The sequence below is a fragment of the Microbacterium arborescens genome (assembly GCF_049707515.1).
Taxonomy (GTDB): Bacteria; Actinomycetota; Actinomycetes; order Actinomycetales; family Microbacteriaceae; genus Microbacterium; species Microbacterium arborescens_B.
Map to the genome: position 1 here is coordinate 498,222 of NZ_JBNAFI010000001.1, position 26,954 is coordinate 525,175.

At 70.9% G+C, this 26,954-nt stretch carries 29 protein-coding genes, 1 pseudogene and 1 riboswitch; of the genes and pseudogenes, 14 read left to right on the forward strand and 16 right to left on the reverse strand.

The genetic code is table 11. The annotated features are described in order from the left end of the window. The gene (gene metX, locus ACPYN5_RS02145; protein ID WP_424447336.1) at nucleotides 1-1,203 is read right to left on the reverse strand and encodes a homoserine O-acetyltransferase MetX; all 1,203 of its coding nucleotides are present in this window, start codon (nucleotides 1,201-1,203) and stop codon (nucleotides 1-3) included. Between the two features lie 46 nt (nucleotides 1,204-1,249). Next, nucleotides 1,250-2,269, reverse strand: a complete 1,020-nt coding sequence (locus ACPYN5_RS02150) for a DUF2332 domain-containing protein (RefSeq protein WP_424447337.1) — start codon at nucleotides 2,267-2,269, stop codon at nucleotides 1,250-1,252. A 184-nt stretch (nucleotides 2,270-2,453) separates the two neighbouring features. On the opposite strand from ACPYN5_RS02150, the gene ACPYN5_RS02155 reads away from it, so the two are divergent. Beyond that, nucleotides 2,454-3,485, forward strand: a complete 1,032-nt coding sequence (locus ACPYN5_RS02155; RefSeq protein ID WP_424447338.1) for a TerC family protein — start codon at nucleotides 2,454-2,456, stop codon at nucleotides 3,483-3,485. Nucleotides 3,486-3,563: 78 nt separating this feature from the next. On the opposite strand, the gene ACPYN5_RS02160 is transcribed toward ACPYN5_RS02155, so the two are convergent. After that, the gene (locus ACPYN5_RS02160) at nucleotides 3,564-4,886 is read right to left on the reverse strand and encodes a bifunctional o-acetylhomoserine/o-acetylserine sulfhydrylase (RefSeq protein WP_424447339.1); all 1,323 of its coding nucleotides are present in this window, start codon (nucleotides 4,884-4,886) and stop codon (nucleotides 3,564-3,566) included. Between the two features lie 153 nt (nucleotides 4,887-5,039). Here ACPYN5_RS02160 and ACPYN5_RS02165 point away from each other — a divergent pair, with 153 nt between their 5' ends. Further along, entirely contained in the window at nucleotides 5,040-5,825 is a 786-nt protein-coding gene (locus tag ACPYN5_RS02165; RefSeq protein ID WP_424447340.1) for an SDR family oxidoreductase, read from the forward strand. A gap of 23 nt (nucleotides 5,826-5,848) precedes the next feature. Here ACPYN5_RS02165 and ACPYN5_RS02170 read toward each other — a convergent pair whose 3' ends face one another. Continuing rightward, nucleotides 5,849-7,345 carry an MFS transporter gene (locus ACPYN5_RS02170; protein WP_424447341.1) on the reverse strand — a complete coding sequence of 499 codons (1,497 nt, stop codon included), beginning with the start codon at nucleotides 7,343-7,345 and terminating at the stop codon, nucleotides 5,849-5,851. Nucleotides 7,346-7,426: 81 nt separating this feature from the next. On the opposite strand from ACPYN5_RS02170, the gene ACPYN5_RS02175 reads away from it, so the two are divergent. Both ACPYN5_RS02175 and ACPYN5_RS02180 read left to right on the forward strand, forming a co-directional pair. Beyond that, nucleotides 7,427-8,083 carry a uracil-DNA glycosylase gene (locus ACPYN5_RS02175; protein WP_424447673.1) on the forward strand — a complete coding sequence of 219 codons (657 nt, stop codon included), beginning with the start codon at nucleotides 7,427-7,429 and terminating at the stop codon, nucleotides 8,081-8,083. A gap of 47 nt (nucleotides 8,084-8,130) precedes the next feature. Continuing rightward, complete coding sequence (locus tag ACPYN5_RS02180; RefSeq protein WP_424447342.1) at nucleotides 8,131-8,757, forward strand: GNAT family N-acetyltransferase; 627 nt, start codon at nucleotides 8,131-8,133, stop codon at nucleotides 8,755-8,757. 4 nt (nucleotides 8,758-8,761) lie between these two features. On the opposite strand, the gene ACPYN5_RS02185 is transcribed toward ACPYN5_RS02180, so the two are convergent. The 8 genes from ACPYN5_RS02185 to ACPYN5_RS02220 all read right to left on the reverse strand — a co-directional run bounded on the left by ACPYN5_RS02185 (nucleotide 8,762) and on the right by ACPYN5_RS02220 (nucleotide 16,253). Next, nucleotides 8,762-9,106, reverse strand: a complete 345-nt coding sequence (locus ACPYN5_RS02185; RefSeq protein ID WP_424447343.1) for a protealysin inhibitor emfourin — start codon at nucleotides 9,104-9,106, stop codon at nucleotides 8,762-8,764. Further along, the gene (locus ACPYN5_RS02190; RefSeq protein ID WP_424447344.1) at nucleotides 9,099-10,151 is read right to left on the reverse strand and encodes a M4 family metallopeptidase; all 1,053 of its coding nucleotides are present in this window, start codon (nucleotides 10,149-10,151) and stop codon (nucleotides 9,099-9,101) included. Before ACPYN5_RS02190 ends, ACPYN5_RS02185 begins: the two co-directional genes overlap by 8 nt. 66 nt (nucleotides 10,152-10,217) lie before the next feature. Next, entirely contained in the window at nucleotides 10,218-11,006 is a 789-nt protein-coding gene (locus tag ACPYN5_RS02195; protein WP_424447674.1) for an ABC transporter ATP-binding protein, read from the reverse strand. 14 nt (nucleotides 11,007-11,020) lie between these two features. Continuing rightward, a complete protein-coding gene (locus ACPYN5_RS02200; protein WP_424447345.1) occupies nucleotides 11,021-11,803 on the reverse strand; it encodes an ATP-binding cassette domain-containing protein in 783 nt (260 codons plus the stop codon). Then, nucleotides 11,800-12,669, reverse strand: a complete 870-nt coding sequence (locus ACPYN5_RS02205; RefSeq protein ID WP_424447346.1) for an ABC transporter permease — start codon at nucleotides 12,667-12,669, stop codon at nucleotides 11,800-11,802. The genes ACPYN5_RS02200 and ACPYN5_RS02205 overlap by 4 nt, the downstream gene beginning before the upstream one ends. Before the next feature lie 8 nt (nucleotides 12,670-12,677). Then, nucleotides 12,678-13,628: an ABC transporter permease gene (locus ACPYN5_RS02210; protein WP_424447347.1), complete on the reverse strand. Its 951-nt coding sequence runs from the start codon at nucleotides 13,626-13,628 to the stop codon at nucleotides 12,678-12,680. Further along, nucleotides 13,625-15,136 carry an ABC transporter substrate-binding protein gene (locus tag ACPYN5_RS02215; RefSeq protein WP_424447348.1) on the reverse strand — a complete coding sequence of 504 codons (1,512 nt, stop codon included), beginning with the start codon at nucleotides 15,134-15,136 and terminating at the stop codon, nucleotides 13,625-13,627. The genes ACPYN5_RS02210 and ACPYN5_RS02215 overlap by 4 nt, the downstream gene beginning before the upstream one ends. A 184-nt stretch (nucleotides 15,137-15,320) precedes the next feature. Then, the gene (locus tag ACPYN5_RS02220) at nucleotides 15,321-16,253 is read right to left on the reverse strand and encodes an alpha/beta fold hydrolase (RefSeq protein WP_424447349.1); all 933 of its coding nucleotides are present in this window, start codon (nucleotides 16,251-16,253) and stop codon (nucleotides 15,321-15,323) included. Nucleotides 16,254-16,321: 68 nt separating this feature from the next. On the opposite strand from ACPYN5_RS02220, the gene ACPYN5_RS02225 reads away from it, so the two are divergent. From ACPYN5_RS02225 to ACPYN5_RS02235, 3 genes are all read left to right on the forward strand, one after another. Then, nucleotides 16,322-16,798: a carboxymuconolactone decarboxylase family protein gene (locus ACPYN5_RS02225; RefSeq protein ID WP_424447350.1), complete on the forward strand. Its 477-nt coding sequence runs from the start codon at nucleotides 16,322-16,324 to the stop codon at nucleotides 16,796-16,798. Further along, entirely contained in the window at nucleotides 16,795-17,517 is a 723-nt protein-coding gene (locus ACPYN5_RS02230) for a tyrosine-protein phosphatase (protein WP_424447351.1), read from the forward strand. The genes ACPYN5_RS02225 and ACPYN5_RS02230 overlap by 4 nt, the downstream gene beginning before the upstream one ends. A gap of 79 nt (nucleotides 17,518-17,596) precedes the next feature. Then, a complete protein-coding gene (locus tag ACPYN5_RS02235) occupies nucleotides 17,597-18,058 on the forward strand; it encodes an SIP domain-containing protein (RefSeq protein WP_424447352.1) in 462 nt (153 codons plus the stop codon). 6 nt (nucleotides 18,059-18,064) lie between these two features. On the opposite strand, the gene ACPYN5_RS02240 is transcribed toward ACPYN5_RS02235, so the two are convergent. From ACPYN5_RS02240 to ACPYN5_RS02255, 4 genes are all read right to left on the reverse strand, one after another. After that, the gene (locus ACPYN5_RS02240; protein ID WP_424447353.1) at nucleotides 18,065-18,514 is read right to left on the reverse strand and encodes a Fe-S oxidoreductase; all 450 of its coding nucleotides are present in this window, start codon (nucleotides 18,512-18,514) and stop codon (nucleotides 18,065-18,067) included. An 8-nt stretch (nucleotides 18,515-18,522) separates the two neighbouring features. Then, entirely contained in the window at nucleotides 18,523-19,359 is an 837-nt protein-coding gene (locus tag ACPYN5_RS02245; protein ID WP_424447354.1) for an arginase family protein, read from the reverse strand. Between the two features lie 81 nt (nucleotides 19,360-19,440). Then, entirely contained in the window at nucleotides 19,441-20,175 is a 735-nt protein-coding gene (locus ACPYN5_RS02250) for a PspA/IM30 family protein (RefSeq protein ID WP_424447355.1), read from the reverse strand. A 42-nt stretch (nucleotides 20,176-20,217) separates the two neighbouring features. Further along, complete coding sequence (locus ACPYN5_RS02255) at nucleotides 20,218-22,254, reverse strand: TPM domain-containing protein (protein WP_424447356.1); 2,037 nt, start codon at nucleotides 22,252-22,254, stop codon at nucleotides 20,218-20,220. A 181-nt stretch (nucleotides 22,255-22,435) separates the two neighbouring features. On the opposite strand from ACPYN5_RS02255, the gene ACPYN5_RS02260 reads away from it, so the two are divergent. From ACPYN5_RS02260 to ACPYN5_RS02290, 7 genes and pseudogenes are all read left to right on the forward strand, one after another. Continuing rightward, nucleotides 22,436-23,269, forward strand: a complete 834-nt coding sequence (locus tag ACPYN5_RS02260) for a DUF3097 domain-containing protein (RefSeq protein WP_424447357.1) — start codon at nucleotides 22,436-22,438, stop codon at nucleotides 23,267-23,269. 51 nt (nucleotides 23,270-23,320) lie between these two features. After that, a complete protein-coding gene (gene trmB / locus ACPYN5_RS02265; RefSeq protein WP_424447358.1) occupies nucleotides 23,321-24,070 on the forward strand; it encodes a tRNA (guanosine(46)-N7)-methyltransferase TrmB in 750 nt (249 codons plus the stop codon). A gap of 14 nt (nucleotides 24,071-24,084) precedes the next feature. Beyond that, nucleotides 24,085-24,942, forward strand: coding sequence for a CPBP family intramembrane glutamic endopeptidase (locus tag ACPYN5_RS02270; protein ID WP_424447675.1), 858 nt, complete (start codon nucleotides 24,085-24,087; stop codon nucleotides 24,940-24,942). 71 nt (nucleotides 24,943-25,013) lie between these two features. Beyond that, nucleotides 25,014-25,079: riboswitch (guanidine-III (ykkC-III) riboswitch) on the forward strand. A gap of 10 nt (nucleotides 25,080-25,089) precedes the next feature. Then, nucleotides 25,090-25,404, forward strand: coding sequence for a DMT family transporter (locus ACPYN5_RS02275; RefSeq protein ID WP_424447359.1), 315 nt, complete (start codon nucleotides 25,090-25,092; stop codon nucleotides 25,402-25,404). Between the two features lies 1 nt (nucleotide 25,405). Beyond that, nucleotides 25,406-25,726: pseudogene (locus ACPYN5_RS02280) on the forward strand (DMT family transporter); the annotation flags it as partial. A 358-nt stretch (nucleotides 25,727-26,084) separates the two neighbouring features. Beyond that, a complete protein-coding gene (locus tag ACPYN5_RS02285) occupies nucleotides 26,085-26,309 on the forward strand; it encodes a hypothetical protein (RefSeq protein ID WP_424447360.1) in 225 nt (74 codons plus the stop codon). A gap of 123 nt (nucleotides 26,310-26,432) precedes the next feature. After that, complete coding sequence (locus tag ACPYN5_RS02290; RefSeq protein ID WP_424447361.1) at nucleotides 26,433-26,915, forward strand: pyridoxamine 5'-phosphate oxidase family protein; 483 nt, start codon at nucleotides 26,433-26,435, stop codon at nucleotides 26,913-26,915. The last annotated feature ends 39 nt before the right edge of the window (nucleotides 26,916-26,954 follow it).

Genomic DNA, 26,954 nt, shown 5'->3' on the forward strand with positions numbered 1-26,954 from the left:
TCAGCCCTCGAGCAGGCGGCGCAGGTGCGCGCCGACGATCGGCGTCTCGATGAGGAACGCGTCGTGCCCGAAGTCGCTCGAGATGACCACCGCGTCGTCGTCGATCAGAGAGCGGATGCCGCGCGCGATCCGGTGCTGACCCTCGACGGGGAACAGCCGGTCCGAGTCGATGCCCAGGACGAGGGTGCGCGCGCTCACGCGCGACAGGGCATCTTCGACGCCGCCGCGACCCCGGCCCACGTCGTGCGAGTTCATCGCCTCGACGAGGGTGATGTAGCTGTTCGCGTCGAAGCGTCGCGTGAACTTGTTGCCGTGGAAGTCGAGGTAGCTCTCGACGGCGAAGCGCCCGCCGTCGCCGAGCGGGCTCTTGCCCGACTGCCAGGTGCGCTGGAACCGCAGATTCAGTTCGGTGGGACTGCGGTAGTTCAGCAGTGCCATCCGTCGCGCGAGGGCGAGACCCCGGTGCGGCCCGTCTCCGGCGCCCGAGTCGTAGTACTCGCCGTCCTGGAAGCGCGGGTCGATGCGGATGGCCTCGAGCTGCACCGAGTTGAGCGCGATCTGGTCGGCGGTGTTCACCGGCGGCGCGGCGAGTACCGCCAGACGCTCGAGCCGATCGGGATGACCGATGCCCCACTCGAGCGCATGCATCCCGCCCATCGAGCCGCCGATGACCGCGGCCCAGACGTCGATCCCCAGCGCATCGGCGAGACGGGCCTGAGCTGCGACCTGATCGCGGATGGTGAGATGCGGGAACCGTGCCGCCCACTCGTAGCCGTCGGTCGCGATCGATGACGGGCCCGTCGAACCCTGACAGCCCCCGAGCATGTTGGGCGCCACGACGAACCAGCGGTCGGTGTCGATCGGCGCGCCGGGCCCGACGATGTCCTCCCACCAACCGGCCGTCGGATGCCCCGGGCCGGCGTCGCCGCGCAGATGACTGTCGCCGGTGAGGGCGTGGAGGACGAGGACGGCGTTGTCGCGCGCCGGCGAGAGCTCGCCCCACGTCTCGTAGGCGAGGCGGAAGCTCGGCAGCTGCTCGCCGCTCTCGGTGACGAGCGGACCGAAGACGCCGAAGCTGCGGTGCCCGACGGGGTCGCCGTCGCGCCAGGCGCCCGTCGCGGGCGGACGCCCGCCCAGCAGGCGCGCATCGGCCTCCGTGATCGGCGCGCTGGGCACCGTGTCTTCGGAGGTCTGCCAGTCCATGCGTGCCATTCTCGCGGCTGCAGGCGCGGCGTGCTCGCGTGTTACGTCACGGCCGGAACGGTGCGACCTCGTAGGTGGCGCCGTGCTGACCTGCGAGCGCGACGGGAACGCCGTCGACGGTCTGGATGAAGCTGCCGGTGGCGTCGACGCCCTGCGGCATCCGCTCGTCGGCCTTCGGCAGGACCCCCGGGGCCTCGTTCGAGATCCAGACGACCCTCCGGCCCGTCCGCTGTCCGAGCGTGCGGACGAGTTCGGTGAAGCGGAGCCGCGCATCCGCGTCGAGGTACATGAGCACGGCGCTGTGGAAGACGACGAGGGTCGCCTCGCGCGGGCTCTCGTCCGCGAGTTCGGGAAGCCGGTCCAGGATGTCGCCCGCGACGATCCGGGGCGGGTCGGCGCGCGCCACCTCGACGGCGGCGCGGAGCCGGCCGACGCGCTCGTCGTGCACGGTGCCCGGCCAGACGAGCGTCTCGAGCCAGGCGACGGCATCCTCGTCTCGCACATCGATCGGGGCCAGGTCGATGCCCGCCCGCCAGACCACATCGGGCAGGGTGTCCGGAACGACGTCGGCGGCGTCGACACGGCAGCCGAGCACCGGACCCGCGCCGACATCCGTCACGACCCCCGCCGGCGGGCGGAGCACATGCTCGCCCGCCGGCGACGCGTAGGCGTACGAGTAGCGCTCGGGGAAGAGGCAGAGGCCGGCGGCGGTGCCGGTCTCGAGGAGTGCGACGGGGCCGTCGATGCGCGAGAGCACCGGCAGGAGGGTGGCGCAGCGGCCGACCTCGTTGGTCTGGGTGCGCCGCTCGGCGGTGATCGCGGCCACCCGGTCCCAGGCCTCGAACAGGTTCTCGCGCCAGCGGGGGAAGGGCTCGATGCCGCAGCCGGCCCAGCGTGCGGCGGCGAAGACGAGGTTGGGCTGGCCGCGGCGCTCCCCGAGCGCGGCGATACGCCCGTTGAGGCCCGGGTCATCGGCGATCGCATCGGCCCACTCGGCATAGCGGGGCGAGCTCTCCCGGGCCCACGCGGCGAAGGAGCGGTAGCGGTGCGAGGTTGCAGCGTCCATGCTTCAGGGTATGTGCGCCTGAGCGCCTCGATCGTCGCGTAAGCTACCGCGAAGCAAGGGGAGTACTTCCACCTGCGGCGTGCCCGTCATTACGAACCCGAAGTCGCGTTCCGGGGCGCCGGTCCCTCTCACGAGGGATGAAGGAGACCTGGCCGTCCGCTACCGTCGACCCCTTGGAGCCTTCGTGGAAATCACTCCGCTCGTCTGGATCATCACCATCGCTGTGACGATCGCCTTCTTCGTATACGAGTTCTTCGCCCACGTGCGTACCCCGCACGAACCGTCCATCGCCGAGTCGGCGCGCTGGTCGGCCTTCTACATCGGCCTCGCCCTGATCTTCGGCGTCGTCATCGGCTTCGTGCCCGGCTGGGGCTGGGTGTTCGCGGGGGAGTACTTCGCCGGCTACCTCACCGAGAAGGCTCTGTCGATCGACAACCTCTTCGTCTTCCTCATCATCATGACCGGGTTCGCGGTGCCGAAGAAGTACCAGCAGAAGGTGCTCATGATCGGCATCATCATCGCGCTGGTCATGCGCGGTGCGTTCATCGCGGTGGGCGCGGCCCTCATCGAGAACTTCTCGTGGATCTTCTACATCTTCGGTGCCCTCCTGCTGTTCCTGGCCTACCGCCAGGCGTTCTCGCACGGTGACTCCGACCCGGCGAACGGCAAGTTCATGCGGTTCGTGCGTCGTCACCTCCCCGTGACCGACGAGTACAACGGCGACAAGCTGACCGTGAAGAAGAACGGCAAGCGGTTCGTCACCCCGATGATGCTCGTCATCATCGCGATCGGCTTCATCGACCTCGTCTTCGCCGTCGACTCGATCCCGGCGATCTACGGTCTGACCAACGAGGCGTACATCGTCTTCACCGCGAACGCGTTCGCGCTGATGGGCCTGCGTCAGCTGTTCTTCCTCATCGGCGGCCTGCTGGAGCGTCTGGTGTACCTCGCGCAGGGCCTCGCCGTCATCCTGGCGTTCATCGGCGTGAAGCTCGTCTTCCACGCGCTGCACGTCAACGAGCTGCCCTTCATCAACGGCGGCGAGCCGCTGCTGTGGGTGCCCGAGATCCCGATCTGGTTCTCGCTGCTGTTCATCGCCGCCACCGTCGCCGTCGCCACCGTCGCGAGCCTCGCCAAGACCCGCGGCGACAAGGAGAAGAGCGACCGCGAGCAGGTTCAGGGCGAGGAGATCACCACGGCCTCCGACGCCGACTGACGTCCCTGTAGACGACGGATGCCCCGGCCCCACCGCTGACGGTGGGCCGGGGCATCCGGTCGTTCTGAGGAGGAACGATCAGGCGCGCGCCGCCTCGACGACCTGGCGGGCAGCGGCCAGGGCCTGCTCGAGGTCGGCCTTGAGGTCGTCGATGTTCTCGAGACCGACCGACAGACGCACGAGGCCCGGGGTCACTCCGGTGGTGAGCTGCTGCTCGGGGGTCAGCTGCGAGTGCGTCGTCGATGCGGGGTGGATGACGAGCGAGCGGACATCGCCGATGTTCGCGAGGTGGCTGAACAGCTGCAGTGCGTCGACGAAGGCCCGGCCGGCCGCGACCCCGCCCTTGAGCTCGAACGACAGCACCGCGCCCACGCCCTTCGGCGCGTAATGGTTCGCGGCGGCGTACCACGGCGAGGTCGGCAGGCCCGAGTAGTTCACCGAGGCGATGTCATCGTGGTTCTCGAGCCACTCGGCGATCTCCTGGGCGTTCTGCACGTGGCGCTCGATGCGCAGCGAGAGCGTCTCGATGCCCTGGATGAGCAGCCAGGCGCTCTGCGGGGAGATGGCTGCGCCGAGGTCGCGGAGCAGCTGCACGCGGGCCTTGATGACGTAGGCGAGGGCATCGCCGACGGCCTGCGTGTAGACCGCGCCGTGGTACGACGGGTCGGGTGTCGTCAGGCCCGGGAAGCGCTCCGAGTGCTCGGTCCAGGGGAAGCGTCCGCCGTCGACGATCAGACCGCCGATGACCGTGCCGTGTCCGCCGAGGAACTTGGTGGCCGAGTGCACCACGATGTCGGCGCCGTGCTCGAACGGACGGATGAGGTAGGGCGTAGCGATCGTGTTGTCGACGATCAGCGGCACACCGGCCTCGTGGGCGACCTCGGAGACGCCGCGGATGTCGAGGACGTTGATCTGCGGGTTGCCGATCGTCTCGGCGAAGAACAGCTTCGTATTCGGCCGGACTGCGCGCCGCCACTCCTCGAGGTCGTCCTGGTTCTCGACGAAGGTGACCTCGATGCCGAGCTTGGCGAGGGTGTACTTGAACAGGTTGTACGTGCCGCCGTAGATCGAGCTCGACGAGACGAAGTGGTCGCCGGCCTCGGCGATGTTCAGGATCGCGATCGTTTCCGCCGCCTGGCCCGACGCGACGAGGAGGGCACCGGTGCCGCCCTCGAGCGCGGCGAGACGCTGCTCGACGACATCCTGCGTGGGGTTCTGGATGCGGGTGTAGATGTTGCCGAACTCGGCCAGCGAGAAGAGGTTCGCGGCGTGGTCGGAGTTGTCGAACACGTATGAGGTGGTCTGGTAGATCGGCGTCGCCCGCGCCTTGGTGACGGGGTCGGGCGCGGCTCCCGTATGGATCTGCTTCGTCTCGAAGCGCCAGTTCTCGGATGCGGACATGCGTGGCTCCATCGGGTCGGGAAGCGGCGACGGTCGCCGGCCTGGGTCGAGCGTACGGAAACCCCCGGCGCGCGACAATGCAGCGGACACGCTGCGTAACGTGGTTGCCGGAGGTCGCGGGTGCGCCCGGGGGGAGGCCGCTACGGTGGGATCATGACGCGACGCGCAGTGGTGACCGGTGCCAGCTCGGGAATCGGCGAGGCAGTCGTGCGCGCACTGCGCGCTTCGGGCTGGGACGTCGTGGGCGTCGCACGCCGCGCCGAACGGCTCGAGGCCCTCGACGCCGAGGTCGGCTCGGCGTCCTTCGCCGCAGACCTGACCCGCGCGGCCGACGTCGCCGCCCTCGCCGAGCACCTCGAGGCCTCCGGCGACCTCCATGCGCTCATCCACGTCGCCGGCGGCGCGCGGGGCACCGACCGGGTCGAGGATGGGCGGGCGGAGGACTGGCAGTGGATGTTCGAGGTGAATGTCCTGTCGGCGCAGCGCATCACGGCGACCCTGCTCCCGCTGCTGCGCCGTACGGTCTCCGCCGGCGGCGGTCATGCCGACACGGTGTACGTCACCTCCACCGCCGCCCAGACGGCCTACCCCGGCGGCGCCGGCTACAACGCGGCCAAGGCGGGGGAGTCGATGCTCGTCCACGCTCTCCGGCTGGAGGTCAACGGCGAGCCCATCCGCGTGGTCGAGGTCGCTCCGGGCATGGTCCGCACCGAGGAGTTCACACTGAACCGCCTGGGCGGCGACCAGGAGGCGGCCGACCGGCTGTACGACGGGGTCGAGCAGCCCCTCGTCGCCGCGGACGTCGCGGATGTCGTGGCCTACGCGCTGAATGCGCCCGGTCACGTCAACCTCGACCTCGTCACGATGCGTCCCGTCGCCCAGTCGGCGCAGCACCTGCTGGCCCGCGGCCCCCTGGTTCCGCGCTCGCCCGAGGCCTGAGTCCTGGCGGCACCCTGCCGAGGTCACGCCCGGGGGTGTGCCAGCGGGTCGTCGCCACCCGAGGATGACGCGACAGCCGCGGCCTCGTCCGCGTCGGCGAACGCGACCCGCGGCACGACGAACAGAAGGATCGCGGCCAGGAAGCCGCCCGCGGCGCAGATCGCCCAGACCGTGAGGTAACCGCCGAGGGATGCGGCCGTCTCGCTCGCGATGACGCCGGCACCCGCGGCGAGCACGACACCGAAGACGGCCGACGAGAAGGTGCCGCCGATCGTCTTGGTCGTGTTGGTCATGGCCGACGCCACGCCCGTCTGTCCGCGCGGAGCCGCGGCGGCGGCGGCGGCAGGCATGGCCCCCACGAGCGCGCCGCAGCCGAGACCCGCGATGCAGAGGTTGAGCAGCACCTGCCAGAGCTCGCGGTGGAACGGCAGGAAGAGGGCGTAGCCGACCCCGACGAGCAGCGCCGCGGCGATCAGCACGATCCGCGGGCTCGCGCGTCGTGACGAGACGGCGAACAGCACCGCCCCCACGATGAGTGAGACCAGGTAGACCCCGATGATGTTCGAACGGTCGGTGGCGTCGAGGCCCAGCCCGTACCCGAGGGCCGGATCGGTGCCGGCGTACGTCGACAGGGGGCCTTGCGCCCCGAGGAGGCTGATGCCCACGAGGAAGGCGGTGGCCTGCACCGGCCACATCTCCGGCCGCGCGAGCATCCGGACATCGACCGCCGGATCGGGCTGTCGCAGTTCGAAGCGCCCGAACGCGACGAATCCGGCGATGCCGGCGAGGAGGAGTCCCCACACCCAGACGGCGCCCGGGCCGTTCAGCCGCAGGAACGTCAGGGCGCTCGTGACGAGGAGCAGCGCGACCGCGAGGAGCACGAATCCGCGCGAGTCGAGCTGCCGCCGGCCCGGCTCGGGCGCGGACTCGGGCACCGCCAGCCAGATGACGACGGCGATGAGAGTGACCGCCACGGCCGGCACGATGAGGGTCACCGTCAGGTCGCCCGCTGTGGCGGCGTAGATCCGTCCGGCGGCGAGGGCGCCCATGATGGCTCCGGCCTGCAGCCCGACGACGAGCAGTCCCGCGGCACGGCGGGTGAGCGACACCCCGTGGCGCTGCCGCCTGCCCCGCTCGAAGATGAGGGCGATCTCGAGCGGGAGCCAGACGACGTAGAAGCCCTGCAGCGCCCACGCGATGAGGAAGGTCCAGAAGGATGCCGCGAACGCGAGCCACCACGTCGCCGCCGCGGTCAGGACGGCGGCGATCAGCAGGATGCGCTTGTGGCCGTACATGTCGCCGAGCTTGGCCAGCACCGGGACGACGAGAGCGGACAGCAGCAGCTGCGCGGCCTCGAACCAGTTCACGTCGGAGTCGTGGATCCCGAGCTCCGCGACGATGTCGCTGAAGAGCGGAACGTAGTACCCCTGCAGGATGCCGCTGACGATCTCGACCAGGATGAACCACCCGATGAGGCCCGCGGTGACGCCCAGGGCTGAGGTGCGCAGGCTCGTCGACACGGGGCGAGCATACCGCCGGGCCCCGCCTACCCTGGGAGGGTGACGCCGCGCTCTCTGACCGAACTGGCCGCCGACGGATCGATGGCGCCCGACTGGGCCGAAGCCCTGCAGCCCGTGGCCGCCGACATCGCCGCCCTCGGCGAACGGCTGCGCGCGGAGACCGCCGCCGGTCGCGGTTCCCTCCCGGCGGGTGACCGGGTGCTGCGCGCCTTCCAGCGACCGATGGCCGACGTCCGGGTCTTGATCGTCGGCCAGGACCCCTACCCGACCCCGGGACACCCCATCGGGCTCTCCTTCGCGGTCGACGCGCACGTGCGTCCGATCCCGCGCAGCCTCGGCAACATCTACCGCGAACTCGAAGCCGACCTCGGCATCCCGCCGGCTGCGCACGGAGACCTCTCGGCCTGGACCTCTCAGGGGGTACTGCTGCTGAACCGGGTGCTGACGGTCGCGCCCGGCGCGCCCGCGTCGCACCGCGGCTGGGGTTGGGAACGCGTCACCGAGCACGCGATCCGCGCACTCGTGGACCGCGAGCAGCCGCTCGTCGCGATCCTGTGGGGGAAGGATGCCGCGAGCCTCCGACCGCTGCTCGGCGACACGGCGATCGTCGCGTCGCCGCATCCGTCACCGCTCTCCGCGAGCCGCGGCTTCTTCGGCTCGCGACCGTTCTCGCGCGCGAACGAGCTGCTCGTCGAGCGTGGCGGCGCACCGATCGACTGGCGCATCCCGGAGGCCTGATCCGCCGTCGTCATCGGCGTGAAACGTGCGGCCCGTAAAGTTGTCTCATGCTCGAGGAGGACTACAACCGCGATCGCCGACGCCTTCCCCGGCATCTGCGTCGACCGCCTGAACCCGAACGGCCCTTCGCCTACGAGATCCGTCCGGCGGGGTCTGACGACCTTCCCGACATCCGCGAGATCTACAACTACTACGTGACGAACTCCGTGGTGACCTTCGACGAGAAGAAGTGGTCCCTCGCGCAGTGGCGGGAGAAGTTCGACTATCTGAGCAAGCTCAAGCTCCCCTTCCTCGTCGCGGTGTCGCCCACCGGACAGATCCTCGGCTACGCGCTGGCCTCACCCTGGAACGGGAAGACCGGTTACCGTTACACCGCCGAGACCTCGATCTACCTCGGCCAGGCGGCGACGGGCAAGGGCCTCGGGCGTGCTCTGCTCGCGTCGCTCATCGATGCGTGTCAGCAGCTCGGGTTGCGCGAGATCGTCGCAGTCGTCAGCGACAAGGGAGCCGAGGCATCCATCGCCCTGCACGAACGGTTCGGCTTCGTCGAGGTCGGTCGGATGGGGCGCGTCGGTCACAAGTTCGGCCGGTGGCTCGGCACGATCTACCTGCAGAAGTCGCTCGAGCAGCAGAAGAAGGGGCTGCGCGGTCTGTTCGCGCAGAAGGCGGACTGAGCCGTCAGGCCGGTTCGGGGGATGTCCGGCCCTCGGGCTCCGGCGGTCGCCCCGATCGCACCGCCTCGACCAGCGAGCGCCACGGCGACTCGAGGTCGTCGGCGAGTTCCGCCTGATGCGTGGCCTCGCTGTCGGAGACGACGATGTGCCAGCGGAAGCGATCCGCTCCCGGCGCTGAAGCGGACGGTGCCGGCGCATCCCAGGGGCATCGCCGGATCAGCTCGAGCCAGGGACCGCGGTCCGCGTCGCTCGGCTCGACCCGCCAGGTCCGTGTCAGCCCCGCGAACCCGCCGCTGCGTTCGACCACGATGAGCAGGGGGCTCGACGCGCCGTCTTCGGTGTCAGGCATCCTCCAGCACGCCGACGCCGTGCCATCCGGCACGAACTGCGGCGACCTCCTCCGATCCCTCACCGTACTCGTCGGTGGCAGTGTCGACGGTGGCAACGGCGAACGCCGCGAAGTCGTACTCGGGGGAGAGGGCGCCCGACGTGAGCGTGCGGTACCAGATGAGACCCGCCCGCTCCCAGGCATAGCCGCCGAGCCGCGTCGCCAAGAGGTGGAAGGCGCGGTTCGGAATTCCCGAGTTGATGTGGACGCCGCCGTTGTCGCTCGTCGTCTCGACGTAGTCGCGCATGTGTCCGGGCTGCGGGTCGCGCCCGAGCACGTCGTCGTCGTACGCCGACCCGGGCTCGGCGAGTGAGCGCAGCGCGCGCCCCTGCACGCTGTCGGTGAAGATGCCTTCGCCGATGAGCCAGGACGCCCGGTCGGCGCGCTGACCGAGCTGATACTGCTCGGTGAGGGCGCCGAACACATCGGACAGCGACTCGTTGAGAGCTCCCGACTGACCCGCATACGTCAGGCCCCCCGAGAACTCGGTCACGCCATGCGCGAGCTCGTGCGCGATGACCGTCAACGAGCCGGTGAACCCGGTGAACACCTCGCCGTCGCCGTCGCCGAAAACCATGCGCTCGCCGTTCCAGAACGCGTTGTCGTAGGCCTCGCCGTAGTGGACGGTGGCTGCGAGCACGCCGCCACGACCGTCGATCGAGTCGCGACCGTATGCGTCGAGGAAGAACGAGAAGGTCGCGCCGAGTCCGTCGAACGCCTCGTCGGTCGCGCGATCACCGGTGGGCGGATCGTCCTCGCGTCGGACGAGGACCCCCGGGAGATCCTCGCGGTTCTGCGCGTCCGACACCGCACGGTCGGCTGCCGCGATGCGTTCGGCGACGAGGGTGCCGCCCGGCTCGACGGAGAGTCGGAGCTGCGAACGCCCGGCGAGGTCGGATGGGCGGGCAGCGAGGGTGGTGCGTGCGGCGACGGCGGCGCGGGCGAGATGCGGCTCGCGGGCGGAGGCGACGCGGGCGAGGAGGTACGGGGGGATGATCGCGCGCATGGCCCCACGGTAGCGCCGCCCGCCGACACCGAGCCCTGTCGCGGCCGTTTCGGCGCGTGCCGGGGCTCAGTCGTGTGCGCGGTGAGGGTCGATGACCGGCACCGAGGCGAGGAGGCGGCGCGTGTAGGCGGCCTGCGGCTGCAGCAGCACCTTCTCCGTCGGCCCCTCCTCGACGATGCGGCCCCCGGTCATCACGATGACGTCGTCGCAGAGGTTCTGGACCACCCCGATGTCGTGCGAGACGAGCAGCAGCGTCATCCCCTGTTCCGCCCGCAGCCGGCGCAGGACCTCGAGGATCTGCGCGCGCACCGTGACGTCCAGGGCCGACAGCGGCTCGTCGCCGACGAGGATCTCGGGGCGATGGGCGATCGCCCGCGCGAGGGCGATGCGCTGGCGCTGTCCGCCCGAGAACTCGTGGGGGAAGCGCTCGGCGGCATCGGCGTCGAGTCCGACGTCCGACAGCACCTCGTGCACGCGAGCGCGCCGGTCGCCCGGGATGCCGAGCGCCCACAGCGGTTCGGCGACGATGCGGCCCACGCTCATGCGGGGATCGAGCGAGGCGTACGGGTCCTGGAAGACGATGCCCGTGCGCCGGCGGAGCCAGTGCAGGCTGCGTGCCGACGCCCGGGCGTCGACGGATCGCCCGTCGATCGTGACGGTCCCCGCCGACGGTGCGTCGAGGCCCAGCAGAAGGCGTACGAGTGTGGACTTACCCGATCCGGACTCGCCGATGATGCCGAGCGCAGACCCCGCCCGGACATCGACGTCGACGTCGTCGAGGGCCACCGTCTCGCGGCGCGCGGCGCCGGGGCCGGAACGCGAGCGGTAACGTCTGCTCAGCCCGCGTGCCGAGATGAGCGCTTCGCCGGTCACGACGCTCCCTCCGGGCGCCACACCGTGGCCGTCGCATCCCGCAGCAGGCCGCGCGTGACCTCCGAGCGCGGCGCGGTGAGCAGGTCGCGCACGGCTCCCGCCTCGACGACGCGGCCGCGCTCGAGCACGACAGCCTCGGTGGCGACCTGCGACAGCACCGCGAGGTCGTGGGTGATGAACAGCAGAGACATCCCGTCGTCTGCGACGAGGTCTTCGAGAAGCCCGAGGATCTCGGCCTGGATCGTCACGTCGAGCGCCGTCGTCGGCTCGTCGGCGATCAGCAGGCGGGGCCGCGACGCGAGGGCCATGGCGATGGCGACCCGCTGACGCTGGCCGCCCGAGAGCTGATGCGGATACCGCCGGAGGGCGCCCTCGGGCAGCCTCACCCGGTCGGCATCGGCCTGCGCTCGCGCGAGAGCTTCGCGGCGACCGGTCCGGCCGTGGATGCGCAGGGGCTCGGCGATCTGACGTCCGACCGTCCGCAGGGGGTTCAAGGCGGTCTGCGGCTCCTGGAAGACGATGCCGATCTCCGCGCCGCGCACAGCGGCGAGTTCGCGATCGGGCAGCCCGATCAGCTCCCGTCCGTTCCACCGGATGCTGCCGTCGACCTCGGCGCCGTCGGGCAGCAAGCCCAGGACGGCGAGGGCGGTCACGGACTTGCCCGAGCCCGATTCGCCGATGAGCCCGACACGGGCGCCGTCGGCGACAATGAAAGACACGTCGTCGACCACGCGGCGGCCGTCGAGCGCGATCGACAGGCCGGTGACCTCGAGACTCATGCGACCACCGCCGGTGTGTGCGAGGCGGCCGGCGACCGGCGTCGGGCGAGCGTCGGGTCGGTCGCCTCGCGCAGGCCGTCGCCGAGGAGGTTCAGACCCAGCACGGTGATCGTGATCGCGAGCCCCGGCCACACGACGCTCAGCGGATGTGCCGTCAGGTAGTTCTGCAGCTCGCTGAGCAGCAGTCCCCACGACGGCTGCGTCGGGGGAGCTCCGAATCCGAGGTAGCTCAGGCCCGCCTCGGCGAGCACCGCGACGGCCATGCCCCACGACAGCTGGACGATGAAGACCGGAGCGACGTTGGGGAGCAGATGACGCACCGCGATCTGCCACGGCGTCAGGCCGTTGGCGCGCGCCGCGAGCACGAAGTCGCTGTGCAGGGTGCGGCGCAGCTCCGGCCGCGTCACCCGCGCGATGTTGACCCCGAAGCCGATGCCGACCGAGATCACGACGACCCACAGCGAGCCGCCCCACACTGCCGAGATCATCATCGCGATCAACAGCACAGGGAAGGCGATCAGGATGTCGACGAGCACGGCGACGACCTCGCGGGTCCAGCGGCCCGTGAGCGCCCCGAGGCACGCCAGCGCGATGCCGATGAGGGTGGCTACGGCGCCGGCGCCCGCGGCGACGAGGACCGTCGTGCGTGCTCCTGCGAGAAGCAGCGACAGGATGTCGCGACCCGAGGCATCCGTGCCGAGGATGTGCGGCCAGCCCGGCGGGCTCCAGCGCGCGGGGATGTCGACCCGCTGCGGGTCGAACGGCGTCCACACCAACGACACCGCCGCGAGGACGCCGATGGCGACCACGACGACGAGGCCGAAGCGCCCGGCCGGGAGCGTCCACAGCCGCCGCAGCCACGACATCCGCGCATTCACGACGCCTCCCGCTGTCTCGGATCCAGGCCGCGGTGCAGCAGGTCGACCACGAAGCCGACGACGAGCACGACGGCGGTGAGGGCCAGCAGCTCACCCTGCACCTTCGGCAGGTCGCGCAGACCGACGTCGGCGACGAGCATGCGTCCGATGCCGGGCAGGGTGAAGAGCTGCTCGATCACGACCGCGCCGACCACGATGCCCGCGACCTGCAGTCCGAGCACGCTGACGATCGACAGCCCGACCGTCGGCAGGCCGTGGCGTACGAGTGCAGTCCGGCGGGTGAGCCCCTTCGCCGCAGCCGTCCGGACGAAGTCCTGCCCCATCGCCGAGAGCGTCGCGCTGCGCACGAACCGCATCAGCATCGCGCCCTCGACGACGCCGATGGTGACGGCCGGCAGGACGAGCGAGGCGAACGCCCGGCCCGGGTCGCTCCAGCCTGCGCGCGGGAAACCCTGCGCGGGAAACCAGCCGAGCCAGACGGCGAAGACCACGACGAGCATCATCCCCGCCCACACGACCGGAACGGCGGCGAGAGCCTGCGCGCCGAACGAGAGAGCCGTGCCGTCGACGCGGCCGCGACGGATCGCCGCGACGAAGCCGAACGGCAGCGCGATGACCAGCGCGACGACCATCGACATCAGCCCGAGGGGGACGGTGACCTGCGCCTTGGCTGCGAGCTCCGCAGCGACGGGCGTGCCGGTCACGAGCGAGGTGCCGAGGTCGCCGCAGAGCAGCCCCGACATCCATTCGAGGTACTGCATCGGCAACGGCACGTCGAGGCCGAGACGCTCACGAAGGGCGGCGACCTGCTCCGGGGTCGAGTTGGTGCCGGCGATCTGCTGGGCGACGTCGCCGGGAAGAACCCGCAACGTCACGAAGATCAGCACGCTGGCGACGACCAGACCCAGCAGCAGCAGGGCCAGTCGCGTCAGCGCGTACCGGATCACCCGTCGCTCTTGGCGATCTCGGCGAGGTTGATGCGGGCGTTCACGTTGTCGACGGGCATGCCCGAGACGTTCGTGGCGACCGCCACCACCGAAGCCCAGTTGTAGAGCCAGTCGGCTGCGTGGTCCTCCGAGACGATGCGTGCTGCCTGCTTCAGGAGATCGTCGGCGGCCTGCTCGTCGGTGGCGAGCAGCGACTGCGCGTAGAGATCTTGCACCTCGGCGTTGTCGTAGGTGAAGTAGTAGTCGGGGTTCGCCCAGTTCTCGAAGTCGCGGGGCTCGGCGTGGTTGACCACGCTGAGCTCGTAGTCCTTGTTCGTGTAGACGTCGCTCAGCCACGTGCCGAAGTCGACGGGGTTCACCTTGAGGTCGATGCCGACGTCGTTGAGGTTCGAGACGAGGATCTGCGGCAGGGTGGTGCCGTAAGCCGACGGGATCGTCAGGGTGAGCGCGACGTCGCTCACGCCCGCCTCGCTCAAGAGTGCGCGCGCGGCATCCGGGTCGTACGACACGACGTCCGAGAGATCCTCGTAGCCGGGGTCGGCCTCCGGGATCGGGCCGTAGAGCGTCTGACCGGCACCCACAGCCTCGACGATGGCGTCATGGTCGATCGCGGTTCTGATCGCCTCCCGCACGCGCGCGTCGGCCAAGGGGCCCGCTGTCGCGTTCATCGCGAGCACGCTCTTGTCGGTCGCGCTGCCGGTCTCGACGACGAAGTCGCCGCCGCCCTCGACCTGATCGGCGAGGTTCGCGTCGAAGCCGACGACGACATCGATCTCGCCGGCGAGGGCTGCGTTGATCGCGGCCTGGTTGTCGGGGATGAAATCGAACGTCACGTCGGCGACCTGTGCTGCGTCGCCCCAGTACGCCTCGTTGCGCTCGAGAGTCAGGCTGGCGCCCTGACGCCAGTTCGCGAGTCGGAACGGGCCGGTGCCGTTGGCCGCGGTGTTGTAATCGACGGCGTCGCCCTCCTTGAGGATGATGCCGGCCCGGCCGGTCAGGTTCCACAGCAGCGAGGAGTCGGGCTGCGACAGCGTCAGCGTGATGGTCTGGCCCTCCGCTGCGATCGACGTGATGTTCGCGAGTCGCTCGCTGTCGGCCCACCCGGGCGTGGCCTGCCGGGTGGTCAACGACGAGACGACGTCTTGCGGGGTGAGCGGCTGGCCGTCGTGGAAGGTGACTCCCTCGCGCAGCGTGAACGTATAGGTCAGGCCATCGGCGGACACCTCGTGCCCGCTGGCGAGCGCATCGACGATCTCTCCCTCGGCGGTGCGGGCGACCAGGCCCTGGTAGACGTTGTCGATGAGCGTCTGGTCGAGCGAGATGCCGGCGGTCTGACGGATGTCGAGGTTCGAGGGCTCGAGCACCAGGCGGATGTTGACGCTCGCGTCCGGGTCGGGCACGCCCATGGTGGCCGACGGGGCGGGATCGGTGGATCCGGTGCAGCCGGCGAGGAGCAGCGTGCCTGCGGCCAGCAGCGCGGCGGCGGTCACGGTGGTGCGGCGAAGCATGTGGCGGAGGGTTCCTTTCGCAAGGGCGGCGGCATCATCGCTGTGGGATGCACGTCCGCGAACTCAGTGCGGCATACAGCCTAGGGTCCGGCGCGACCGTGAGACGCATTCGCCGACCTCTAGCGTCGCACGGCGTCCAGCTATTTCACCGGGGGCGGGCCGTGCACGGGCTGCGCGAGGTCGGTCAGGGGGTCGGGGCGTCCCGGATGATCCGTGCGAGCTCGGTCGGCAGCTCCTCCTGCACGTTGTGGCCGGACTCGACGGTCACGATCCGTGCAGCGGGAAGCCGGTGCGCGAAGCGCTCGACGTCGGCGTCCGTGAGATACCCCCGCGTGCCGCGCACGAGAGTGATCGGTGCGGTCACGGCGGCGAGGTCGTCCCAGCCCGAGGCGGCGAGTGCGGCCGTCAGCGCGTCCTGGCGCTCGGATGCCGCCGCTGCGGCGCCGGGATCGGCGGCGAGCGCGTTGGCGATGTGCGCGAAGTGGTGCTTCCACTCGACGCGACCGTCCTCGCGCACCCGCGAGTTCAGGAAGACCCCCCGCTCGGCCGCGGTGCGGTCGCCGCCGAGCCCGAACGAGAGGGCACGCTCGACCATCTCAGCGCGAGAGGCCCAGTGGGTCGGGCCCGCGAAGAACTGCCGGATCTGCGCGGCGCCGCCCGCCGGGTCGAGGCCGGGGGCGATGTCGACGACGACGAGTGCCCGGATCAGCTCGGGATGTGTCGCGGCGAGCGCCGCCGCTGTCAGGCCTCCGAGCGACTGCCCGACGACGATCTGCGGCGTGTCCGTCCACTGCGCGACCGCGGGGGCGACGTCGGCGGCGAGTGTGCGCCCCGTGTAGTCGGCGTCGTCGCGCCAGCCCGAGTCGCCGTGCCCGGGCAGGTCGATCGCCAGGGCCGGACGCCCCAGAGCCAGGACGGTGCGGTCCCAGGTGTGCGCGTTGAGCCCGGCGCCGTGCAGCAGCGTGACCTCCGGGTCGCCGTCGCCGATACGCAGCGCGCTCACGGGCCGGCCGTCGGGAGCGAACGTGAACAGGCGCTGCGCCGCGGGGGAGGGCACCCCGGCCTCGGCGGCCTGCACGGGCAGGAACGAGAACTCGTCGAACGTGTCGTCGTGCACGGGATTCCTTCGTCTCGGGAGGTGTCCATTCTCGCGCGCCGGGGGAGGGCGGTGGCTAGGCTTGACGCATGAGTCCCGAGCGGCGCATTCACCTGGCCAAGGCGGCGCGTCCGGCCTACGACGCCCTCGACGCGTTCGCCCGCACCGTCGGGACGATCGCGCAGGATGCCGGCATCGACGAGCGCCTCAAAGAGCTCGCCCTCGTCCACAGCTCGCAGCTCAACGCCTGCGCGTATTGCGTCCGGGTGCACGTCGGGCGGGCCGTCGCCGCCGGTGTCTCGGCCGACGAGATCGCTCAGCTCGCGACATGGCGCGAATCGGGGGTCTTCGACGACCGCGAGCGCACGGCGCTGGAACTGGCCGAGGCCTATGTCCACATCGCCGACGAGGGCGTGTCGGATGAGCTCTACGACCGCGTCGGCGGCGTGTTCTCCGAAGCCGAGTACGTCGCCCTCAGCTGGCTGTTCATCTCGATCAACGCCTTCAACCGCCTGACGATCGCGGGTCGGTACCCGGTTCCGCCGCTTCCGCGGCCAGCCGGATGAGCGGCGACGCGTCGCTATCGGTGCCGGGAGCCCTGAACTTCCGCGACACCGGCGGTCTGCCGGCCGGCACCACCACGACACGCTCCGGTGTGCTCTATCGCTCGGGCAACCTCTTCCGCGTCGACGACGACGGTCGCCGCGCGCTCGGCGACCTGGGTCTGCGGCGGATCATCGATCTCCGCGACGACGACGAGGTGCGCTCCGAGCCGACGGTGCTCGGCGACCTCCTCATCCCGACGCAGCGTGTTCCGTTGTTCCTGGGCTCGGTAGCCTCGCTGTTCCGCGCCGACATGTCGCTCGAGTCGATGTACCGCTCGCTCGTCGACGATTCCGCGCCCCGTGTGCTCGAGGTGGTCCGCGGAGTCATCGCGGAGCAGCCGGTCCTCGTGCACTGCACGATCGGTAAGGACCGCACCGGCGTGACGATCGCGCTCATCCTCGCGGCGGCGGGAGTCGACGAGGATGCCGTCGTAGCGGACTACGCCCGCACCGAGACGCTCCTGCCCGCGGAGCGGAACGCACCGATTCTCGCGTACCTGCGGGCGCACCACCCCGACGCCCCGCAGCTGGTCGATCTCGCGACGCGTTCGCCGGCGCCGGTCATGCGTGCGCTCCTGTCGGATCTTCGGCAGCGCTACGGCTCGCCCGCCGACTACCTCCGCGCCCACGGGCTCGCCGACGCGGAGCTGACGGAGCTGCGTCGCATCATCCTGCTCTGACGGGAACCGATGCCGATGGCGGTTTCCATCCCGCGACGAAGGTAAGGCATGCCTACGCCGCGGGTATAGTGGAGGCATCATGACCGAGCTCCACAGCGCCGCCGCCTGTCGCGCCTCGAAGCATGTCCGGGTGCAGCACCTGGTCACGGCCGACGAGCACTCACTCGCCGAGCTCGAGGCGCTGCTCGCGACGCTGCCGCTGTGCTCGACCGGACGGGTCTTCATCGAGGTTCCCGACGCCGCATGGATCGGCAGCGTGTCGGCGCCCCCGCGGATGGTCGTGACGTGGCTCGACCGCTCGTCGCGCAGCGGCGCCCCGGGCTCGGGTCGTGCGTGCGCGCCCGGTGAGGCGCTTTCGCGTGCGGTCGCGGCGTGGGCCGACGAGATGCTGTGCACGGATGCCGCTCACGCGACGCCTGTGCACCTCCTCGGCGGATTCCTCGGCACGGCCGACATCGTCGACCATCTCACCTCGCGGTGCGGCATGACGACGGCGACCATCCACACTCCCGAACGCTTCGGCCTCGCGACAGCGCGCTGACGCTCGTCAGGAGCGTTCGGCCCGACGGGGGATGTAGTTGCCGTCCGCCAGTCCCGCCTCGATCTCGAACCGGTTCCGCAGCGGATCGCGACCCGCGAAGAGGTACAGCAGCGGCATGAGGAGGCCGTAGCGTCGCCACTGCCGTGCGTGCACCGCTTCGTGGATGAGGATCCGTTCGCTCGGCTCACGGTCGCCGGTGAGGAAACAGGATCCCACGCAGACGCCGCCCCGGCCGAAGGTCCAGCCCGGCATGCCGCGGAAGACCCAGAGTCCGGACCGGCGTTCGACGCGGCCGGTCGACCACAGGGTGCCCCACACGAAGCCGAAGGCGGTGCCGATGCGGGCGCCGAACGCGCTGATGGGGGAGTCCAGCAGTATCGACGGGAGGACGCGATCCACCGCCGCACCTCGGGCGAGTGCCTCGTCGGCGCGACGGCGCCATCCGGCGGGCGGCATCCGCGGACTCACGCCAACGCCCCGACCACCCGCAGCACCGTTCCCATGTCGTCGACGACGGCACCGTCGTGCGGCGGGGCGAAACCCGAGACCGAAGCGCCCACGAGTGGCAGGTGCTCGCGCAGGATCCCGATCGCTCGGGTCACGGCCGAGACGTCGAGGCCGAACGGCACCGGCGCGGCCACTCCGGTGATGGCGGCCGGGTCGAGGACGTCGAGATCGACGTGCACGTACACCGAGCGCGCCCCCGTCGCCGCGACGGCTTCTGCCAATCGTGCCGGATCGACGAGATCGTCGGTGCCGAGATGGGTGAGCCCGGACGAGCGCACCGTTTCGACCTCGTCGTCGTCCAACTCGCGCGCACCCGCCAGGACGACCCGGTCGGCCGGGACGACGGGATCCGACAGGGGACTCCCGTCGAAGACCGCGCGCAGGGCCATTCCCGCGAAAGCGCCCGAGGGGGAGGTCTCAGGCGTATGCAGGTCGGCGTGCGCGTCGAACCAGACGACCGCCGTGTCGGGGTGCAGCGCAGCCGCGTGGGCGATGGCGGGCACGGCGACGCCGCAGTCGCCACCGACGACGACGGCGTGTCCTGCCGCGCCGGGTCCGTCGGCTCCGGCGCCGGGGGCTTCCAGAGCGGCGGTGATGAGATCGCGGGTGCGCTGCAGGGAGCTGAATCGCCGGATGCCGCTGCCGAGGGCCTCACCGGCCTCGACGGGCACCTCGACCCGGACGGTCGCGCTCCGGGGCAGGTCGCCCGCGATCGCCTCGGCGCCGTCGATGAGGGTCATCGACCGAGCTGAGGGCGACCCCTGCCACTGCGGGACCACGATGAATCGGGTCATCTCGTCATCCTTCGTTCACCGCTTCTGCGAGGAGGGAGCACCGACGTCCGGGCGCTGAGACCCGGACGTCGGTGTCGGGGATCAGCGCTCGATGGCGCCGGCTGCCCCGCCCGTCTTCAGCGCGGCCAGGCGCGCCTCGACCTCGGTCAGCTGGCCCACGTCCTCCAGGCTCTCGAACTGAGCGTCGAGGCTGGAGGCGGCGAGCTCCTGCTTGCCGGCCGCGAGGGCCTCCTGACGGCGGACCTTGTCTTCGAATCGGCCCAGCTCGCTCGTGGGGTCGAGCACGTCGATCGACTTGACGGCGTCGTGGACGCGGTTCTGAGCCTCGGCGGTCTTGGCGCGCGCGAGGAGCTCGGAGCGCTTCGCGCGGAGCTGGTCGAGCTTGCCCTTCATGCCGTTGAGGCCGTCCTTGAGCTTCTCGACGACCTCGGTCTGGGTCGCGATGGTCGGCGCGATCGTGCGGGCCTCGTTCTCCTCGCTGATCTGCCGCTGCAGGGCGACCTTGGCGAGGTTGTCGAACTTGTCGGCGTCGGCCGTGTTGCCCACCGCGCGCAGCTCGTCGGCCTTGCGGCTGGCGGCGAGCGCCTTGTTGCCCCACTCGGCGGCCGCCTGGACGTCTTCCTGGTGGTCGCGCTCGAGCAGGCGCAGGTTGCCGATCGTCTCGGCGATGGCCGACTCGGCGTCGGCGATGGAGTTGGTGTAATCCCGCACGAGCTGGTCGAGCATCTTCTGCGGGTCCTCGGCCTGATCGAGGAGGGCGTTGATGTTCGCCTTCATGAGCGTCGAGATGCGACCGAAGATGGACTGCTTTGCCATCGGGGTTCCTTTCATGGGTGGTCTGGGAGGAGAAGTGAGAGGTCAGAAGCGTCCGCCGCCACGGCGAGAGCGTCCGCCCCCGCCGCCGAAGCCGCCGCCACCGCTGCGGCCGCGTGATCCGCCGCCGAATCCGCCGCGCGAGCCACCGAAGCCGCTGCCGCCGAAGCCGCCGAATCCGCTGCCTCCGAAGCCGGACGATCGGCGTCCGGACGATCCGCCGCCGAGCAGCGAGTTCAGCACCATGCCGCCGATCATGGCACCCATCATGCCGTTGGAGCCGGAACCGGACGAGGCTGGCGCGAAGCCGCCGACATCGGTGCGAGCCGCGTCGATGGCGAGCCCGCTCAGCTGGGTCGCGCGTGCCGCATCCGCCAGAGCGCGTTCGGGCTCGACCTGAGCGGTGGCCTCGGCGCGATCGAGGGAGGCTCGTGCTTCCGCCACGCGGGTTCTCGCCGTCGCACCGACCGCGCCGCGCCGCGTTCCGATGTAGTCCTCCGCGGCCGACACCTGTGCGCGAGCCTGCTGCAGCTGCTGGTCGAGGGTCTGCCGCGCCCGGGCGGCTCGCTGGGCCGCGTCGCGAGCGCCGGCGAGGGCCGCGTCGATCGCCGAGTTCGCGCCGAGGAGGGCCGACAGCGCGGCTTGCGGCCGACGGTGCTCTCCGGTCAGCTGGGAGCGGGCGGCGTCGATCTGCTGGCGTGTGGCGGAGACGACGGCGGCGAGCGAGCCGTCGGCATCGGGGACGCCGACCGCGGCGGCGGCATCCCGCTCGAGCTCTGTGATGAGGGCGGCTGCGTCGCGCTCGGCGGTCGCGAGGTCGGAGGCGACCTTCTCGACCGAGGCCTCCAGCTGCGCGGCCTGCGAGACGGCGCTCTCCGCGGAGCGCAGCGCGACTGCTGCGCTCGCGCCGTCGCCCGCCGCGATCGCGCGCTCCGCCGCCGCGATTCGTTCGTCGGCGTACTCGAGGCGGCTCTGCGCCTGGTCGTGGTTGTCGCCGATCGTCGCGAGTTCCTCGGGCGCATAGGAGGAGCGGAGCCGGTCGAGCGTCGTGGTGGCGCCCTCGAGTCCGGGGCCGGCGGCGAGGCGTTCCTGCTGGACGCGCGCGAGCGCCTCAGGGGCGTTCTGCTCGAGGGCGCGGAGGCGATCGAACTCCTCAGCCCGGGCATCGAGCTCGGAGTCCGCGTGGGCGCACAGCTCGATGATGCGCGTGTGGATCGCTCGGACGTCGGCCTCGCTGTCGGGCTGATCGTCGTCGAGGCGCTGTTGCAGCGAGAACGCCTCGTCGAGATCGCGTCGCGCCTGGGCGAGCGTCTCGGCGAAGGCACCGGCGGCCTCGTCGCCGAACTGAGCGGTGGCGAACCCCAGCTCCTGCTCGCTCGTGCGGATGGCGTCGTCCGCGGCGACCAGTGCGCTCGCGGAGCATCGGGCGAGGTCCTCGATCGGTTCGGCGGGCGCGCCACCACCCGCAGCGGTTCCCCGTCGGCGGCGTCGCACGAGGACGACGACGACCGCGATCACCGCGCCGATCGCGAGGACGGCGAGGACGATCGTCAGGCCCGAGACGCCCGGTTCCCCCGACGAGCCGCTCGACCCGCCGCCGGCGCCGCCCACGGCGTCGGCGAGCCCGCCGGCTGCGGCGAAGGCCGCTCCGCCCCAGTCGCCCGACTGGAGTTCGGGCAGGATGTCACGGGTCTCGATCCGACCCAGCGTGTCACCGTCGACGGGCCCGCTGGTGTCTCCGGAGAGGTAGAAGTTCCGCTGCTCGGTCGCGATCGCGAGCACGTACTGGTTCACGCCGAGTCCGCCGCGCTCCGCGACGGCGTTGGTCCACCCCTCGGCGTCGGAGGGATCGGAGAACGCGTCGACGTAGACGACCCACAGGTCGACGCCGGCCTCGCCGCTCAGTGCAGTGAGACGCTCATCGACCGCCCTCTCCTCACCCGAGGAGAGAGCGCCCACCTGATCGACGACGCGCCCTGCGCCGAGGTCGACGGGGGCGGTGGCCCACGCGGCGGCAGACCCTCCCAGGACGAGCACCAGGCTCGTCACGATCGAGAGCGTCACTGCTCGAAGCGCGCGCATCCGTTCCCCTTCCGAGGTCGGAGGGCCGGCCTCGCTCCCACTCTATTGAGGGCCTCGAGTCCGAGCCTAGGCGCGGACTGTGAATCAGCGGCCAGCGGAATCGCGGCGCGGATACCCGGGTGCGCGACGGTCGGCGGTTACGCTGACCCGCGGCCCGAGGGGCCGAGAGGCGGGAGGGCTCATGGACGACAGGTACGGCACCGACGTGCTCGCAGCAGGGTGGCGCGACGCCGGCCGCAAAGTCGTGCCGGAGGTCACCGCCGACCCCGACCTCGTCGTCGAGGTCGCATCCGACGGGTACTGCGGCGCGGTGGTCGCGGTGCGCGCCGGCAACGTCGAACTCGAAGACCGGCTCGGAAAGGTTCGGATCTTCCCGCTCGGGGGCGGTTTCCTTGTCGACGGTCAGCCGGTCAGGCTCGTTGCGCCACAGGCTGCGGCGCCGAGCGGCCGGCTGCGGACGGCGTCAGGCTCGTTCGTGGCGCCGCAGCAGCGCGCACGGGTCGCGCGGGCCTCGCGCATCCTCGTGGAGGGTCGCCACGACGCGGAGCTCGTCGAGAAGGTGTGGGGCACGGACCTCCGGGTGGAGGGGGTCGTCGTGGAGTATCTGCAGGGCGTCGACCTCCTGGAGGACCTTCTGCGCGACGAGCCGCCTTCCGCCGAGCGCCGCTACGGAGTGCTGGTGGACCACCTCGTCGCCGGCTCGAAGGAGACACGGATCGCCGAGCAGATCCTCCGGGGTCCGCACGGCGCGCACCTCAAGATCGTCGGTCATCCCCACATCGATGTCTGGCAGTGCGTGCGTCCGGAGGCGGTGGGCATCCGCGCGTGGCCCACCGTCCCGCGCGGAATCGAGTGGAAGACCGGCGTCTGTCGTGCGCTCGGCTGGCCCGCCGAGGATCAGGCCGACATCGCGCGTGCCTGGCAGCGCATCCTCGGATCCGTCCGCACCTACCGTGATCTCGATCCCGCCCTGCTCGGACGCGTCGAGGAGCTCATCGACTTCGTCACCGCCTGACGCGGCAGATCTTCACCCGGAACAGCGCCGGCGGCTCGATACCCTGGACTCATGTCCCAGACCGACGCGCCCGACACCGGTGACGAACCCCGCTACCGCGAGCGGCCGGTGTCGTTCGCCCGTCGCAGCGGGCGGATGAGCGACGGGCAGGAGCGAGCCTGGAACGAACTCGGATCGTTCTACGCGGTTCCGGTCGAGCGCGATCAGGCGCTGCTGAGCGTGCGGCCCGGCTCGGAGGTCGACCCCGCGGCGCTCTTCGGGCGCAGCGCCCCGCTCATCGTCGAGATCGGATCGGGGCAGGGGCACGCGATCGTGGCGGCGGCGCAGGCCGCACCCGAGACGGACTTCCTCGCCGTCGAGGTCTTCCGCGCGGGGCTCGCGCGAACGATGCTCGACGCCGACCGCGCCGGTGCGCGCAATCTCCGCCTCGTCGAGGCCAACGCCCCCGAGGTGCTCGAGCATCTTCTGCCCGCCGCGTCGGTCGACGAGCTGTGGATCTTCTTCTCCGATCCCTGGCACAAGACCCGGCACACCAAGCGCCGGCTCATCTCCCCGGACTTCACTCCGCTGGCCGCGCGGGTGCTCAAGCCCGGTGGGGTGCTGCGCCTGGCCACCGACTGGGAGGACTACGCGCGGCAGATGCGCGAGGTGATGGCGGACGCCGCCGGGTTCGCCTCCGACTTCGAGGGCGACTGGGCGGCCCGCTTCGAGGGGCGCGTGATGACCGCCTTCGAGCGCAAGGGCATCGCGAAGGGACGCGACATCCGCGACCTCGCCTACCGTCGCACCGACGCGGTGTGAGGGGCGAGGTCGCCGTGAAGACGCACCCGGGTCTCGCCGCCCGTCCCTACCTCTCGGCCAGCACCGTGCCGGCGCTGCTGGTGTGCCTCGCGGCCCCCGCATTCTTCGTGCTGCTGCAGCCGTGGCTCGGGTGGGCGCTCCTCGTCGCCGGGCTCGTCGCCGCCCTGGGCGTCGACCGGTGGCGGGTGAGCGAGACGGCCCGCCCCTCGCTGGCGCGCGACCTCTCGCTCATCGCACTGGGGCTCGTCGTGGTGAGCCTCATCGACCTGAAGGCCGAGCTCGACAACCTCGCGATGCTGAGGTTCACGCTCGCCCTCGGAGGAGCGGTGCTGCTGCCGTACCTGGTCTCGCGCTTCGTCTACCGTGACCACGCCATCCGCTTCCCCTGGCGCGGGGGCGGGCGGTGGAGCACCTTCCAGTGGGTGTGGCTGGCCGCCGTCCTCGCGCTCGGTTGGCTGATCCTGCCGTTCTACTTCATCACCTCCGGCGTCTACACGAACTGGCCGGTCGTCGACACTCCCGATCTCATCGCACGCCTGTTCGTCGGCGTCGGCGCCGTGGGTATCTGGGACGAGCTGTTCTTCATCTGCACCTGCTTCGCCCTGCTGCGGCGTCATTTCGCGGACGTCTCGGCGAACGTCCTGCAGGCGATCGTCTTCGTCTCGTTCCTGTGGGAGCTCGGGTACCGGGCGTGGGGCCCAGCCCTGACGATCCCGTTCGCGCTGCTGCAGGGCTACATCTTCCTGCGCACCCGGTCGCTCGCCTACGTCGTGACGGTGCACCTCCTCTTCGATGCGGTCGTGTTCGGCGTGCTCGTCCACGCGCACAACCCGGGGCTGCTCGATGGGCTCTTCCTGGTCCCCGCACCCTGATCGGGCTCGTCCGCGGCGGCCACGAGGCGACCTGCCCAGCGGGTGCACAGACGTTTGGGCTACGCTGCGACGCGGGGCCCCGGGCGTGGGCCCGCGGACGAGGGAGCAGTACCCGCACCTGACAAGACTGACTCGGACAGGTCTGTCATGGCATGGGTGATCCTGATCGCATCCGGTGTTCTCGAGGCGGTGTGGGCGTCGGCGCTCGCCGCATCCGAAGGCTTCCGTCGCAGACGACCCGCGCTGTTGTTCGTCGTCGCCCTCACGGGCAGCATGGCGGGTCTCGCGCTGGCGATGACCCAGCTGCCGACGGGGACGGCCTACGCGGTCTGGGTCGGTGTCGGCGCGACGCTGACGGTCGTGTGGGCGATGGTCACGCGGCGTGAACGGGCCTCGCTCGCGCGCATCCTCCTGCTCCTGCTGCTCGTCGCGTGCGTCATCGGCCTGAAGGTGGTGAGCTGAGGTGGCCTGGGTGATCCTCCTCGCCAGCGCCGTCTGCGAGGCCGTCTGGGCGACGGCGCTCGGCCAGTCGGAAGGGCTCAGCCGACCGCTGCCGACCGTCGTGTTCGTCTTCGGTCTTCTGCTCAGCATGCTCGGACTGGGCCGGGCGATGAAGCAGATCCCGATCGGTACGGCCTACGCGGTCTGGGTGGGTGCGGGAGCCGCGCTGACGGTCGGCTGGGCCATGGCGACCGGCGCCGAGCCGTTCGCGCCGGGCAAGGTCGTCTTCATCGCCGGCGTCATCGTGGCCGTCATCGGATTGAAGCTCGTCCCGAGTGGACGGCCGTCTGCTCATGCGGGATCACAGGCGGGCGAAGAGGGCGGGGCCGAACGCGAGGACAGCCGCGATCGGCACGACCAGGGCGGCGGCGGCGATGATCCCGAGAATGACGATGTTGCCCAGGATCGCGCCGAGCACGGCCCGGCCGCGGCCGGCGGCGACGTGGATGCGGTCGAGAGATGAGAGGGGCGCTGTGGTCACGATCCGACGCTACGGAGCGGTGACCCGCGAGCGCGTCGGTCGTGCGGCTGACAGGCATCCGACTGGGGGATGATCCCGAGGTGCGCCCTGTCAACGCCCTCACCTCCGGTGCACCCCGGGCGTACCGTCGCCAGTACGCAATCGACGAAAGGACGACCTGATGAGCGATCCCCGAATGCCGCACGACGAGGGCAACGAATTCGACGGCTCGGATGTGCCCGGCGACGATGTCGAGACCGGCACCGCGACGGGCGGCGCCTCCGCGTTCCCGGGCGCGCCGAGCGCGGCGCCCAACGAACCGGCCCCGGACGATGACTCCGCGACCGACGTCGACACCACGACAGACGACGGCGGACAGCCGCTGGACAACCCCTCGGGCGGATGATGCCCTGATCGCCGGTGTTCCGCGGAGCCGCGCGGTCCGCCGGTGTCAAGACAGCGACGGGCCGGGCGTCGTGGTGACAGCCTGGGGCGACCACGACGGAGAAGTCCTACGCAAGGAGACACGATGAGCGAAAACGAAGACCCGCGGGCGATCCTCGCCGAACTGCTGCCGGAGTTCCGGTTCGCGATGGTGACGACGATCGACGCGTCGGGAAAACTGACGGCGCGTCCGCTGACTGTCCAGGAGGCCGAGTTCGACGGTGACCTGTGGTTCGTCGTCGACCGCGGCTCGTCGGTCGTGACGCAGGTGTCGGCCCGTCCCGTCGTGGGCGTCGCGCTGAGCAAGGACGACGCCTGGGTGTCGCTCGCCGGTGAGGCATCCGTCGTCGACGACCGCGCCCGGCTCGAGCACTACTGGTCGAGCACGCTCGAGGCGTGGTTCCCCGACGGACCCGACGACCCCCGCATCACCCTTCTGCGCGTCGAAGCCGTGTCGGGCGAGTACTGGAGCAGCGCCGGCGGCCGCATCGCCACGGCCATCGGCCTGATCAAGTCGAAGATCACCGGCGAGACCTACGAGGGGCGCAACGAGAAGCTGGAGCTCTGAGCGTTCCCGCCGAAGTCAAGAGGGCCGTCCCGCACATCG